Below are 13,655 nucleotides of genomic sequence, written 5' to 3' on the forward strand. Positions count from 1 at the left end.
CTGGCCGCATCGCCGCCGGCCGATTCATTGCTGTTCTTCATGCCGCCGCCCGTTTGGGACGGACGTCAAAAACTCTCCTTGAGCCACTGGCCCATACGAGCCAGCCGGCCATTTCCACTGCCGAGGGAGCTTATCAGCCCCCCCTGCGAAGCATGCGTCTCCATCTCGGCCACCTGCGGATAGATCATCAGCCCGACAGCCGTGGAAAATGCGGGGCCCTTGGCTGCGACCGGCAGGCCGGAAATCCCCATCGGGCGCCCGATGCGCACGTTGCGAGCCAGGATCCGGCGCGCCGTCTCCGGCAGCCCCGTCAGCTGGCTGGCACCACCCGTCAGGACGACGCGCTTGCCGACGATCGGACTGAAGCCGGACTTCTCGATCCGGTCGCGGATCAATTCCAGCGTTTCCTCGATGCGGGCCCGGACGATCCGGGTGACCAGCGAGCGGGGTACCTGCGTCGGCAGGTCCCGGTCATCCTCGCCGATCGGCGGAATGGAAATCATGTCGCGCTCATCCGCCCCGTTGGCGAGCGCAGAACCATGGACGACCTTCAGGCGCTCGGCATCCTCGATACGGGTGGAAAGCCCCCGCGCAAGATCGGTCGTGACGTGGTGGCCGCCGAGGCTGATCGCATCGGTGTGAACCAGCTTGCCTTCTGCGAAGACGGAAATGGTCGTCGTGCCGCCACCCATGTCGATCGCGGCGCATCCCAGTTCGACCTCGTCATCGACGAGGGCGGCGAGGCCGCTGGCATAGGGCGTCGCGACCATGCCTTCGACAGACAGGTGAGCGCGGTTGACGCAGAGCTCCAGGTTCTTGAGCGTCGCCCGTTCGGCGGAGACGACGTGCATGTCGACGCCGAGGAGATCGCCGAACATCCCGAGCGGATCGCGGATGCCGCGCTCGCCATCGAGCGAATAGCCTGTCGCCAGGGAATGAAGGATGGCGCGATCCTGCCGCTGTGACTGCTGGCTTGCCGACACCAGCACCTTGCGCAGGTCGGCCTGCTCGACCTCCTGGCCGCCAAGGTCGATCGTGGCCGTGTAGACGTCGCTTGCAAGACGACCGGCGGAAACGTTGATGATCAGGCTGTCGACGGTCAGGCCAGCCATCCGCTCGGCGGCGTCGACGGCGAGCCGGACGACGCTTTCGGCCGCATCGAGATCCGCGATCACGCCGGACTTCACGCCGCGGGACCGCTGGTGCCCGATGCCGATGATCTCGACATTATGGGTCCGCCCTGGGAGCACGAGGCTCTCCTGGCGAGGAGTCAGCCGGCCGATCATGCAGACGACCTTGGTCGACCCGATGTCCAGCACCGTGACCACGTGGCTACGCTTGGAGGAAAGCGGCTTGAGGCGCGGCAGGAAGTGACCCGAACCGAAGAGGCTCATGACCGCACTCCTGCTTTCTTGAGTGCCTTGCTTCGCAGCTCCAGCGCCTCGTTGCGGCGCTCGAGCGCGCCTTGTGACAACTGTATGGTGGTGCGGTCATTGAGCCGCAGGTCCACCGCAGCGATGTCCCGCTCCAAGAGCCCCTGCTCCGCTTCCAGGCGCGACAGAACGGCAAGCGCGTTCTGCACGCCCTGCTCCGGCAGCTTGAGGACGACGCCGTTGTCGAGATGCAGATCCCAACGCCGACCAGCTACGCGGACATAGGCGCGTACTCGGCTGCCGAGCTCCGGCCAGCCGGCCAGTTCCTCCACGAAGGCGGCGGCCCTCGTCTCGGCATCGCGACCGACGAACAGCGGCAGCGAGGCGAACTTGCCGTCCCGCAGCGGCCCGATGATGGCGCCGTTCCTCTCGATCAGGGAAAGCTCGTCGCCATGCTGCCAGATGCCGAAGGCCTTGCGCTCCCTGAGCGTGACCTCGATGGTATTCGGATAGACCTTGCGGACTTCCGCATATTCGACCCAAGGCAGTTCGGAAAGCTTCTTGCGGGCAGCCTCAATGTCGAGAGCGACGAGCGAGGTCGTCCCATCCAGACCGAGAAGCTGCAGGATATCGATCTCGGAGGTCTGGTCATTACCGGAAACGCGAACATCCTCGATCGCAAAACCCGCCGAGGCTGTTACCGCCTGCGAAACGACAGCACTATGCCCGCCAACGGACATGCCGTAGAGGCCCACAACCCCCATGAAGGCGAAGGTCGAAACCGTCCCGATATGGCGAGGAATATGAACGCGGCCGCTTGCCAGGCTGACCGCGAAGCGAACGATACGACGGAGCGGACGCGGGAGAACCCGACGATCCTCCACCGCAGGAAAGGCGCGAGATGCGCCCCCCTTGAAACCTGCAGAACTCTGGCCGCTCAACGCAGACACGATGCGTCCTCCACCATCCAACGGACGAGATCACCGAACGAGAGGCCGGCATGCGCGGCCATTTCGGGCACCAGCGAAGTCGGGGTCATGCCGGGCTGGGTATTGACCTCCAGCCAGATCACCTCGCCGTCTTCGGAAACGCGGTCGTCGTAGCGGAAATCGGATCGACTCACGCCGCGGCAGCCCATCGCCTGATGCGCCTTGAGGGCCAAGGATTGGATCTTTTGGTAAACATTCGATGAAATCTGCGCAGGAAGAATATGCGTCGATCCGCCCGCTGCGTACTTCGCGTCATAATCGTAGAAGGCATTCCCCGTCGGCACGACCTCGGTTACGCCGAGCGCTGTGTCACCCATGACGCCGCAGGTCAGCTCGCGACCATGGACATAGCGCTCGACCATTACCTCGTTGCCGTAGCGCCACTCATCCGACGACAGAACTTGCGGCGGATGGGACTGGTCCGCCTTGACGATCACAACGCCGAAGGACGAACCCTCGCGTACAGGCTTCACGACATAAGGCGGCTCGATTGGGTGGCGATTACCGATATCGAAGCGGCTCATCACCCGTGCCTCGGCGACCGGGATGCCCGCGGCCTTGGCAACATGCTTCGCCTGCCCCTTGTCCATGGCCAGCGCCGACGCAAGGACGCCGGAGTGCGTGTAGGGAATCTGCAGGTACTCCAGAACACCCTGAATCGTACCATCCTCGCCGAAAGGGCCGTGGAGGGCATTGAAAGCGACGTCCGGACGAAGATCGGAAAGAACGCCGGAGACGTTGCGATCAACATCGACGCGCGTGACACGGTAGCCTTCAGCTTCGAGGGCCTGGGCGCAAGCCGCCCCGGAAGACAGGCTCACGGGCCGCTCGGCGGAAAACCCTCCCATCAGAACAGCCACATGCTTGTCACTCATCGAACGACCTCCGGAAAAAGTACGCATCCTTGCACAGCCTTGCTTGCGCCGACCTGTTCCCGATGCGATTCCGGATCCCGCCGCGCAGGTTCATACTGCCGGCATATGGTTAACAAACCGTTTACTTTCGTTAACCGAGGCGGAAAAGGCGTGGAATTTCAATCGCTCCACCCCACATCGTGAATCTGATTCAAGACATCAAAAAAGGCCGCCAACCGCATGGGCTGACAGCCTTTTTTTCAGAATCTTCTAATGCTGCTCTATTCGGTGGCGACGCCCTGGAATGGCTTCACTTCCCGACCGGGCATGAAGATCCCGAGCCGCATGATCTCCCATTCCAGCTTGATTCCTGAATGCTCGAAGACCCGCTGGCGAACCGTTTCGCCGAGATATTCAAGATCGTAACCGCTGGCATTGCCGGTGTTGATCATAAAGTTGCAATGGAGCGAGGACATCTGAGCGCCGCCGCAGACGAGCCCGCGGCACCCCGCCTCGTCGATCAGCTTCCAGGCGGAATGACCCTCGGGGTTCTTGAAGGTCGAGCCGCCGGTCTTCTCCTTGACCGGCTGGACCGTTTCGCGGTGCTGGCGCACCGCATCCATCTCATGCCGAATCTTGGCACGATCGTCCGGATAGCCCTCGAAGATTGCATGGGTAAAAATCAGGTCGCCCGGAGCGCTCGATTTGCGATAGCCGTAGCCCATCTGCGCCTTGTCCAGGACATGGATATTGCCCTGCCGGTCGACGGCATGGACTTCCACCACACGATCCGCAGTCTCCGTGCCGTTCGCCCCCGCATTCATGCGAAGCGCGCCGCCGATGGAGCCCGGGATGCCGTAGTAGAACGCGAAACCGCCAATGCCGTGATCCATTGCCATCGCCGCGACATGCTTGTCGGGACATATGCTGCCGGCGCGGATGCGATTGTCCCCTGCAAGGTCGACCTGCCCGAACCCCTTTGCCGACAGGCGCAGGACCACGCCCGGGATACCCCCGTCGCGAACAAGCAGGTTGGAGCCGACGCCAACGACCGTCAGCGGCACTTCAGCCGGGAGTATCTTCAGGAAGGTGACGAGGTCATCCACGTCATGCGGCTGGAACATCAGTTCTGCCAGTCCGCCGGCCTGGAACCAGGTCACGCGGTCCATCGGCGCATCCGGCGTCAACCGCCCACGAAGGTCCTTGACGCCCTCACCGAGTGAGGCCAGCAGCTTTTCACCATGCACCTGCTTCATTACGACTGTCCCGATACGCTTTCCAGTTCCCTGGGCAGCGCTGCCGCCCATTGCGTGATACTACCAGCCCCCAGAAGAACCACGAAATCACCCGGCTTCGCAATGCCGGCTACGATCGGCGCAAGTTCGCCAGGGCCGGAGATGTAGCGCGCATCGCGGTGGCCGGCGGCCCGGATCTTGCCGATCAGGACTTCCGAATCCACGCCTTCGATCGGATCCTCTCCAGCAGCGTAGACCGGCGCCAGCATGACGCTATCGGCATCATTGAAGCAGGTCGCGAACTCCTGGAAGAGACTGGAAAGACGCGTGTAACGATGCGGTTGGTGGACTGCGATTATCCGCCCCGAGCAGGATTCCCTTGCCGCCTTCAGGACCGCCCTGATCTCCACCGGATGATGGCCGTAGTCGTCGAAGACGGAAACGCCGTTCCAGGTCCCCGTCAGCGTGAAGCGCCGCTTGACGCCACCGAAGGCCGCCAGCCCCTTGCGGATGTCTTCCTCGGAAATGCCGAGCCGATTGGCGACGGCGATTGCCGCGGTGGCGTTCGAAATATTGTGCCGCCCGGGCATTGGCAGTGTCAGGTCCTTGAAGCTGAAGACCCTCCCCGTGCGACGGCGGCGGATCTCGACGTCGAAGATGGCTTTCGTCCCTTCCATGCGAACATTGGAAAAGCGGGCGTCGGCCTGCGGGTTCTCGCCATAGGTGATGATCTTGCGATCTTCGATTCGCGCCGCAAGCGCCTGCACTTCCGGATGATCGATACACAGTACGCCGAAGCCGTAGAAAGGCACATTCTCGACGAACTGCCGGAAGGCAGCGCGGACGGCGTCGAAGCTGCCGTAATGGTCGAGATGCTCCGGATCGATATTGGTGACCACTGCGACGTCCGCAGGGAGCTTGAGGAAGGTCCCGTCCGATTCGTCCGCCTCGACCACCATCCACTCGCCTTCACCCATGCGGGCATTGGTTCCATAGGCGTTGATGATGCCGCCATTGATAACAGTAGGATCGAGGTTTCCAGCTTCGAGAAGCGTCGCGACCATCGAGGTCGTCGTGGTCTTGCCGTGCGTACCACCGATCGCGATCGCATTGCGGAAACGCATCAGCTCAGCAAGCATCTCCGCACGCCGGACGATCGGCAGGAAGCGCTCGCGTGCGGCGACCAGTTCCGGGTTATCCTTCCTGATCGCCGTCGACACGACTACGACTTCAGCCTCTCCGAGGTTTTCCGCCCGATGGCCGACGAAGACAGGTATGCCCTTGTCGCGCAACCGCTGGACATTGGCGCCGTCGGACTGGTCCGAGCCCTGGACGCGATGGCCAAGATTGTGGAGCACTTCCGCGATACCGCTCATGCCGATGCCGCCGATGCCGACGAAATGAACGAGCCCGATGGCCTTCGGCATCTTCATGAACGTACTCCTTTGAATTCCGCGACCGGTCGCCGCCCGGAAATAGCTACAACAAGGTCCGCGAGCAAGGTCGATGCATCCGGATGCCCCGCCTGCCGGGCGGCAGCCGCCATAGTTTCAAGCCGCTCCGGCTCTTGCATTGCCGACGAGATCATCTGTGCGAGCCGCTCGGGTGACAGCTCCGCCTGCGCGACGACCTCTGCCCCGCCCTTCTCGACGAGCGCTGCAGCATTGGCCGCCTGGTCGTGGTCGAGCGCGTGGGGATAGGGAACAAAGATGGCAGGACGGCCGATGACGGCAACTTCCGACACCGTGGATGCCCCCGACCGACAGATGACCAGATGCGCCGAGCGAAGACGTTCGGCCATGTCGCCGAAGAAGGGCGAGACCTCCGCCGAAACCTGCAGCGCGCGATAGTGATCGGCGACCGCCTGCTGGTCCTCCGGCCGTGCCTGCTGCGTCACCCTGAGCCTGCTTCGATCCGCACCGTCGAGACGTGCGATGGCCGCGGGCACTGCGGACGAAAAGAACTGTGCTCCCTGACTGCCGCCGAAGATGAGGAGGCGGAATTCTTCCGAACTCCGGGAGGCGAGGTACGGCGAACCGGCGGCCTGCAGGACGGCGGGGCGCACCGGATTGCCGGTCGTCACCGTCTTTGCCGCATGGGCTCCGTGATCATCCGGCAGGAAGCCACCTGCAATTGCCTGTACCCGCGAGGCGAGCGCCTTGTTGGCGCGGCCCATCACGGCATTCTGCTCGTGAATCAGCGACGGCACGCCCATTGATGTCGCAGCAAGCAGGGGCGGAACGGTCGGATACCCTCCGAATCCAATGACGGCGGCCGGCTTCAGCCGCCCGATGAGGCGGCGGGCGGCCCGCAGGCCCGTCCACAAGGTCCACGCCGTGCGCAGCACCGCGATGGGATTCTTCGATCCGAAGGTCGCCGAGGGGACGACGTGGATCTCGTCCGCGGGAAAGCTACCGGCGAACCGTTCGGCGCGCCTGTCGGTCACGAGGTGGACGGCGTAGCCGCGTGCCTTCAGTTCGTGCCCAAGGGCCTCGGCAGGAAAGAGGTGCCCGCCGGTCCCACCGGCGGCAAGAAGGATGATGCCACTGGCCATAGTCTACTCCGCCGGAACGCCGGCAATGCGGAAGAGGCTGCGCTCCTGCGCCCGCTTTTCCGGACGATGCCGGGTCAGCGCAAGGATGAAACCTGCCGTCACGCAGATCGCGATCATCGAGGAGCCGCCATAGGAGATCAGTGGCAGGGTCATTCCCTTCGCGGGCAAGAGTTCGAGATTGACGCCGATATTGATCATCGACTGGATGCCGATCTGCAGCACGAGGCCCGCAACGGCAAACCGTGCGAAATCGTTGCGCTCCTTGAAGGAGTGACCGAGGCCGCGCAGAACGATGAAGGCGAAGATGAGCACCAGCAGCATGCAGAACAGGATTCCGAACTCTTCCGCCGCCACGGAGAAGATGAAGTCGGTATGGCTGTCGGGAATGATGCGCTTCACGATGCCTTCGCCCGGGCCCTGCCCGAACCAGTCGCCGCGGATGATCGCATCGCGGGCCGTGTCCACCTGGAACGTGTCGCCCTCGCCGGTCAGGAACCTGTCGATACGCCCGGTCACGTGCGGCAACATGTAATATGCCGAGGCAAAGCCGACGATACCGACTGCCCCGAGAACCATGATCCAGAGCCACGGCATGCCGGCCATGAAGAACATGCCGCCCCAGACGACCGCGGTCAGAATCGTCTGCCCCAGGTCGGGCTGGGCAACGAGCAGCGCGGCCACAATGCCGAACAGGATGATCGCGAAGAGATTGCCGGGAATTTCCGGCTGGCGGGCATGCTCGGCAAACAGCCATGCGCACACCACCACAAAGGCCGGCTTCATGAACTCCGAGGGCTGGATGGAGAAGCTGCCGATGGAGACCCATCGGCGCGACCCCTTCACTTCCACGCCGAAGAACAGCGCCATCACCATCATCAGCAGCGAGACGGCCAGCAGAATGATGGCGGCTCGACGCACCTGGCGCGGCGTCATGAACGACAACCCGATCATCACCATCAGCGACGGGACAATGAAGACGGCGTGTCGCTCCACGAAATGAAAGCTGTCGAGGCCGAGCCGTTCGGCGACCGGCGGCGATGCGGCGAAGGACAGCATGAAGCCGATCCCCATCAGAAGGATGAACGCCGCAAGGAAATAGCGATCGATCGTCCAGAACCAATCCGCCAGTGGTCCCCGGTCGGCGCGGCTTACCATGGTCAAATCCCCTTGTTCGTCTCGACCAGCATGGTGACGCCGTCGAGTTCGGCAACATGGCTCACGAATGCATCTCCGCGGACCTCAAAATTCCTGTACTGATCGAAGCTGGCGCAAGCCGGCGACAACATTACAGCAGCCGAATTGCCTTCCGCCTCAGCCTCCGCAGCGGCATGGGCGACTGCACGCTCGAGCGTCCCGGAAATCTCGTAAGGAACAGCCTGCCCAAGCGTCGCGGCAAAGGCCGGTGCCGCCTCTCCGATCAGAAAGGCTTTGACGATATGCGGGAAGAGTGGTGCGAGGCTTGCGATACCGCCTTCCTTGGGTAATCCACCGGCAATCCAGTAGATGCGGTCATAGCTCGACAGAGCCGGCGCAGCGGCTTCAGCATTGGTCGCCTTGGAATCATTGACGAACAGCACGCTTCCGCGGCGCGCAACCGGCTGCATGCGGTGCTTCAGTCCCGGAAACGACCTCAGACCCTCGCGGATCTCATCAGCATCGACGCCGACCGCAAGGCAGGCCGCGATTGCCGCCGCTGCGTTCTGGGCATTGTGCCCGCCCCTCAGGGTTGCGATGCCCTCCAGGTCGACGAACAGCGAACTCGCGCCGCCTTCGGCCCTGAAGAGCCGGCTCCCCTCGGCATGGATCCCGTCGACAACAACGTTGCGCCTGGAGATTCGACGAACCTTCACCCCTGCCCGCTCGACCCGGTCGGCGATGAGGGTCGAGAAGCTGTCATCGATGCCGATGATGGCAATGTCGCTGCCCGCCACCAGCCGCTCCTTGACGTCGGCATAGTGCTGCATCGTGCCGTGGCGGTCGAGATGGTCCGGTGTCAGGTTGAGCAGGATGCCGGCAGTCGGATCGAGTGTCGGCGCAAGGTCTATCTGGTAGGAGGAGCACTCGACGACATAGTAACGCTCAGCCTTCGGGGGATCGAGCGTCAGCACCGCGGTGCCGATATTCCCGCCAAGCTGCGTGTCACGGCCGCTGCTCCTCAAGATGTGGGCGACAAGCGCGGTCGTCGTCGACTTGCCGTTGGTGCCGGTAATGGCGATGAGCGGGCAATCGGGCGCGAATGCCCGCCTCTCACGCACGAAGAGTTCGATGTCACCGATGATCTCGACACCGGCGGCACGGGCGAGATCAACGCTCCAGTGCGGCTTCGGATGGGTCAGCGGCACGCCCGGCGACAGGACGAAGACGGCCATCTGCGGCCAGTCAATGGAGCGCAGATCCTCGGTATGCATGCCGGCCGAAGCCGCCTTGGCGACACTGTCCGGATTGTCGTCCCACGCCGTCACGTCGGCTCCGCCGGCCTGCAAGGCCTGTGCGGTGGCAAGCCCGGAGCCGCCCAACCCGAAGAGTGCGACCTTCTTGCCGGCGAATGTGGTGACCGGGATCATCTCCCCCTCACCGCAACTTCAGTGTCGAGAGGCCGAGCAATGCCAGCCCGACGGCAATGATCCAGAAGCGGACGACCACCTGGCTCTCGGTCCATCCGAGTTTCTCGAAATGATGGTGGATGGGCGCCATAAGGAATACGCGCCGGCCCGTCAGCTTGAAGAAGCCAACCTGGATGATGACCGACAGGGTTTCCATGACGAACAGGCCGCCGATGATGACCATGACGATCTCGTGCTTCGTCGCAACGGCAACGGAGCCGATCAGTCCGCCGAGGGCGAGCGAGCCCGTGTCCCCCATGAAGATCGCAGCCGGCGGCGCGTTGAACCAGAGGAAGCCGAGGCCGGCACCGATCACAGCACCGAGGATAACGACCAGTTCCCCCGTGCCGGGAACAAAGTTGATCTGCAGGTAATTCGCGAAGACGCCGTTGCCGACGAGATAGGAGATGGCACCGAAGGAGGCCGCGGCGATCATCACCGGGACGATGGCAAGTCCATCAAGTCCATCCGTCAAGTTCACCGCGTTCCCGGCCCCGACGATCACGAAAGCGCCGAACAGGACGAAGAAGATGCCCAGGTCGACCAGGAAGTCCTTGAAGAATGGAAAGGCGATCGAGGTGCCGAGGTTGGGATTAGCCGATTGCCCGGTGGCTGAAGCGATGCGCATCATGAAGAACACGGCGATCGCGGCAATCAGGAACTCGATCCCGAGCCGGGCCTTCCCCGAGAAGCCCTTGTCGGTCTGTTTCGTCACCTTGAGATAGTCGTCATAGAAGCCGATCGCACCGAAACCGAGCGTCACCAGCAGCGTCGCGACCACGTAGATGTTCGACAGATCCGCCCAGAGCAGCGATCCGCCGATGATCCCCGCGAGGATCATCAACCCGCCCATCGTGGGTGTGCCGGCTTTTTTGAAGTGGGTCTGAGGTCCGTCAGCGCGGATCGGCTGTCCCTTGCCCTGGCGCACGCGCAACGAGGCGATCATTGCGGGACCGAACAGGAAGACGATCAATGCAGAGGTGAAGAGTGCCGCACCGGTGCGAAACGTAATGTATCGGAACAGGTTGAAGATTTGAAACGTATCCGCCAGTTCCACAAGCCAGATGAGCATCCATGGCCCTTTCTAGAAGCCGAATTAAAGTTGGCGCTCCGTCTCGGAGACTGCCGGATAATTGTCAATAAGCGCAGAAACGATCTTTCCGAAACCGATGCCGAGGGACGACTTCACCATGACCACGTCACCCGGCTTGACGGCGCGCACAGCAAAATCCCGAAGCTCTTCCGTCGTCGACCGGTACTCGCAATGCACGCTCTCCGGCAGCGCATCCCGAAGGGCCGCCATTTCAGCGCCCGCAAGCCAGACATGCTCGATACCGGCTGCAAGGATGGGGCCTGCCAGTTCCTCGTGGACCTTGGCGGAAAACTCCCCCATTTCCAGCATGTCGCCGAGCACGGCGATGCGCCGCCCGGACGCGACTGGCTCCGATGCGGCAAGAAGCGCGATCGCGGCACGCATGGACGCCGGGTTGGCATTATAGCTTTCATCGATCAGCGTCAGGATGCCTTCGCCGATACCGAGCCTGTGCTGCTCGCCACGGCCCTTGACCGGTCGCAGTTCTGCCAGTGCAGCGACGGCCTTGCCGAGATCCGCACCAACCAGCGTGCAAGCGCCGAGTGCAGCCATGGCGTTTTCCGCAATGTGCCTGCCCGGAGTGCCGATCTCCACCTCCACCGTCTCGCCGCTGAGCGTCGCCCAGACGGTCGAGCTTTGCGCGTTGCCCTCGAAATCGGCCAGCCGGAAGTCTGCCTTGGCATGCTGACCGAACGTATAGATGCGGCCGACGCCGACCTCCTGGGCCCGCTGCTCGAGGAAAGCGAACTGCTTGTTGTCGCGATTTAGAATCGCTGCCCCGCCGGGTTCCAGACCTTCGAATATCTCCGCCTTGGCGGCCGCGATCTCCTCGAGATTGCGGAAGTGACCGAGATGGGCGGCGGCGATCGTGGTGATGATGGCCACATGGGGTCGCACCATCTTCACCAACGGGCGGATTTCGTCCGGATGATTCATGCCGATCTCGAAGACGCCGAACTGCGCCTCCTCGGGCATGCGGGCCAGCGTCAGCGGCACCCCCCAATGATTATTGAAGGAAGCAACCGCCGCATGCACCTTGCCGGACGGTGCGAGAACGTGCCGCAGCATCTCCTTGGTTGTCGTTTTGCCGACCGAGCCGGTTACCGCGACGATCTGGGCGCGGCTCCGCTCACGAGAGGCGACGCCGAGCTTTCCAAGCGCCGCCAGCACGTCCTCCACGACGATCATCGGGATGGTCAACCGCCCCATGGCCGGCAGCTTCGCCTCGCTCACCACAATCAGGGAGGCCCCGTTTGCCACGGCGATACTGGCGAAGTCATGACCATCGACGTGATCGCCCTTGATGGCGAAGAAGGCTTCCCCGGGGGCTATCGAACGGCTGTCGATCGAGATGCCGGTGATACCCTCCGGAAGCGTACCCACCGGCCGCCCTTCCATTGCGGCAACCATTGCATCGCAGGTCCAGAGCCAGCTCAAGATGTCATCTCCTCCAGTGCCTTACGCAGTTCCAGGTGGTCGGAGAACGGCAGGACCCGGTCGCCGATCGTTTGCCCCTCCTCATGCCCCTTGCCGGCGACGATGAGGGTGTCACCCGCTTTCAGAAGCGAGGCGGCATGGCGGATCGCCGCCGCGCGGTCGCCGATCTCGGTGGCACCAGGCGCCGCCGCCAGGATTTCGGACCGGATGACCTCCGGGACCTCGGAACGCGGATTGTCGTCAGTTACGACCACAACATCCGCCAGCCGTGTAGCGATCTCGCCCATGATAGGGCGCTTGCCCTTGTCACGGTCGCCGCCACATCCGAAAACGACCACGACTCGCCCGGTGGTGAAGGGTCGCACGGACGACAGGACATTCTCGAGCGCATCGGGCTTGTGGGCATAATCCACGTAGGCCAAGGCCCCTTCGCGTGTCTGCCCCACGAGCTCCAGGCGTCCGGAGGCGCCTTGCAGCTTCTCCAGCGCCGCCATCGCAACCGCAGCCGGCGTGCCGGTCGATATCGCCAGACCCGCAGCCACGAGTGCATTTGCCACCTGGAAGTCGCCCGCTAGAGGAATATCGACCTCGAAGATCTCGTCACCGAAATGGATCTCGGCAGTCTGCTTGTGGCGGAAGTGCTCCACGCGCTTGAGAGCGAGGTAATCTCCCTTGCGGCCGACGGTCAGCACCTGAAGCTGCGATTTACCGGCAACGCGGATCGCGTCCGCCGACCATTCGTCATCCGCAAAGATGACCGCCGGCGAACCTTTCGACAGCAGCGTATCGAAGAGCCGCATCTTCGCGGCCATATAGCTTTCGATCGTCGGATGATAATCCATGTGATCGCGGCCGAGATTGGTAAACCCGGCCGCCGCGAGGCGCACGCCGTCGAGCCGGCACTGATCGAGCCCGTGACTGGATGCTTCCATGGCGGCGTGGGTCACACCTTCGGCCGCAAGTTCCGCCAGCAGCGCATGGAGCCCAACCGGGTCCGGCGTCGTCAGGGATCCATAGTCGTTGCGGGTCGGCGAAACCACGCCGGTGGTGCCGATCTGCGCGGCAGGATGGCCGGCATGTGCCCATATCTGACGGGTGAAGGAGGCGACGGACGTCTTGCCGGCGGTCCCGGTGACGGCGACCATGGTGGCCGGCTGGGCTCCGTAGAAGCGTGCGGCAGCCAAAGCCAGAAAGCGGCGCGGATTGGAGAGGGTCAGGACGGGTACCGAGGCATCGATCGTCTGACCTGCGACAGCCGCAGCCGCACCGCGTTGCGCTGCGTCGGCAATGAAGCGAGCACCATCAGCCTTCGTCCCAGGCAGCGCCGCGAAAAGCATGCCGGGCTCAACCTTCCGGCTGTCGGCAGAGATGCCGCCGATCTCGATGTCGCCCGTCGCTCCGGCGAGCAGTTCGCTGATCTCCGGAAAATCATCGCCGGCCAGGTCGCGTAACTTCATCAGCGGTACTCTCATCATTGGTCAGGCGGGCACTCTCTCGAATCGCCCGTGAATCATTAT

Annotated in this window: 11 protein-coding genes; all 11 read right to left on the bottom strand. The window is 63.1% G+C overall.

All coding sequences use genetic code 11. The features are described 5' to 3' along the window. Nucleotides 1-65: 65 nt before the first annotated feature. Complete coding sequence (gene ftsA, locus FN060_RS10090; protein ID WP_052638705.1) at nt 66-1,394, bottom strand: cell division protein FtsA; 1,329 nt, start codon at nt 1,392-1,394, stop codon at nt 66-68. Next, complete coding sequence (locus FN060_RS10095) at nt 1,391-2,314, bottom strand: cell division protein FtsQ/DivIB (protein WP_244665791.1); 924 nt, start codon at nt 2,312-2,314, stop codon at nt 1,391-1,393. The genes ftsA and FN060_RS10095 overlap by 4 nt, the downstream gene beginning before the upstream one ends. Further along, on the bottom strand, nt 2,311-3,237 hold the full coding sequence (locus FN060_RS10100) for a D-alanine--D-alanine ligase (RefSeq protein ID WP_142587921.1): 927 nt from the start codon (nt 3,235-3,237) through the stop codon (nt 2,311-2,313). The genes FN060_RS10095 and FN060_RS10100 overlap by 4 nt, the downstream gene beginning before the upstream one ends. A gap of 260 nt (nt 3,238-3,497) precedes the next feature. Further along, nucleotides 3,498-4,472 carry a UDP-N-acetylmuramate dehydrogenase gene (gene murB / locus FN060_RS10105; protein WP_142587922.1) on the bottom strand — a complete coding sequence of 325 codons (975 nt, stop codon included), beginning with the start codon at nt 4,470-4,472 and terminating at the stop codon, nt 3,498-3,500. Continuing rightward, on the bottom strand, nt 4,472-5,884 hold the full coding sequence (gene murC, locus FN060_RS10110) for a UDP-N-acetylmuramate--L-alanine ligase (RefSeq protein WP_142587923.1): 1,413 nt from the start codon (nt 5,882-5,884) through the stop codon (nt 4,472-4,474). The genes murB and murC overlap by 1 nt, the downstream gene beginning before the upstream one ends. Further along, complete coding sequence (gene murG / locus FN060_RS10115; RefSeq protein ID WP_142587924.1) at nt 5,881-7,005, bottom strand: undecaprenyldiphospho-muramoylpentapeptide beta-N-acetylglucosaminyltransferase; 1,125 nt, start codon at nt 7,003-7,005, stop codon at nt 5,881-5,883. The genes murC and murG overlap by 4 nt, the downstream gene beginning before the upstream one ends. A gap of 3 nt (nt 7,006-7,008) precedes the next feature. Next, entirely contained in the window at nt 7,009-8,160 is a 1,152-nt protein-coding gene (gene ftsW, locus FN060_RS10120; protein ID WP_077546619.1) for a putative lipid II flippase FtsW, read from the bottom strand. 2 nt (nt 8,161-8,162) lie between these two features. Next, nucleotides 8,163-9,569, bottom strand: a complete 1,407-nt coding sequence (gene murD / locus FN060_RS10125; protein ID WP_142587925.1) for a UDP-N-acetylmuramoyl-L-alanine--D-glutamate ligase — start codon at nt 9,567-9,569, stop codon at nt 8,163-8,165. A gap of 7 nt (nt 9,570-9,576) precedes the next feature. Further along, nucleotides 9,577-10,680: a phospho-N-acetylmuramoyl-pentapeptide-transferase gene (mraY, locus tag FN060_RS10130; RefSeq protein WP_052638714.1), complete on the bottom strand. Its 1,104-nt coding sequence runs from the start codon at nt 10,678-10,680 to the stop codon at nt 9,577-9,579. A 24-nt stretch (nt 10,681-10,704) separates the two neighbouring features. Then, complete coding sequence (locus tag FN060_RS10135) at nt 10,705-12,138, bottom strand: UDP-N-acetylmuramoylalanyl-D-glutamyl-2,6-diaminopimelate--D-alanyl-D-alanine ligase (protein ID WP_142587926.1); 1,434 nt, start codon at nt 12,136-12,138, stop codon at nt 10,705-10,707. Beyond that, nucleotides 12,135-13,595: a UDP-N-acetylmuramoyl-L-alanyl-D-glutamate--2,6-diaminopimelate ligase gene (locus FN060_RS10140; protein WP_142587927.1), complete on the bottom strand. Its 1,461-nt coding sequence runs from the start codon at nt 13,593-13,595 to the stop codon at nt 12,135-12,137. The genes FN060_RS10135 and FN060_RS10140 overlap by 4 nt, the downstream gene beginning before the upstream one ends. Nucleotides 13,596-13,655: the final 60 nt, after the last annotated feature.

It is taken from the genome of Pseudorhizobium halotolerans (assembly GCF_902153235.2).
In the GTDB taxonomy this organism is placed as follows: Bacteria; Pseudomonadota; Alphaproteobacteria; order Rhizobiales; family Rhizobiaceae; genus Neorhizobium; species Neorhizobium flavum.

Coding starts and splice junctions, on each gene's coding strand:
- ftsA (WP_052638705.1), bottom strand. CDS start 1,394: ATGAGCCTCTTCGGTTCGGGTCACTTCCTGCCGCGCCTCAAGCCGCTT.
- FN060_RS10100 (WP_142587921.1), bottom strand. CDS start 3,237: ATGAGTGACAAGCATGTGGCTGTTCTGATGGGAGGGTTTTCCGCCGAG.
- murB (WP_142587922.1), bottom strand. CDS start 4,472: ATGAAGCAGGTGCATGGTGAAAAGCTGCTGGCCTCACTCGGTGAGGGC.
- murC (WP_142587923.1), bottom strand. CDS start 5,884: ATGAAGATGCCGAAGGCCATCGGGCTCGTTCATTTCGTCGGCATCGGC.
- murG (WP_142587924.1), bottom strand. CDS start 7,005: ATGGCCAGTGGCATCATCCTTCTTGCCGCCGGTGGGACCGGCGGGCAC.
- ftsW (WP_077546619.1), bottom strand. CDS start 8,160: ATGGTAAGCCGCGCCGACCGGGGACCACTGGCGGATTGGTTCTGGACG.
- murD (WP_142587925.1), bottom strand. CDS start 9,569: ATGATCCCGGTCACCACATTCGCCGGCAAGAAGGTCGCACTCTTCGGG.
- mraY (WP_052638714.1), bottom strand. CDS start 10,680: ATGCTCATCTGGCTTGTGGAACTGGCGGATACGTTTCAAATCTTCAAC.
- FN060_RS10140 (WP_142587927.1), bottom strand. CDS start 13,595: ATGAAGTTACGCGACCTGGCCGGCGATGATTTTCCGGAGATCAGCGAA.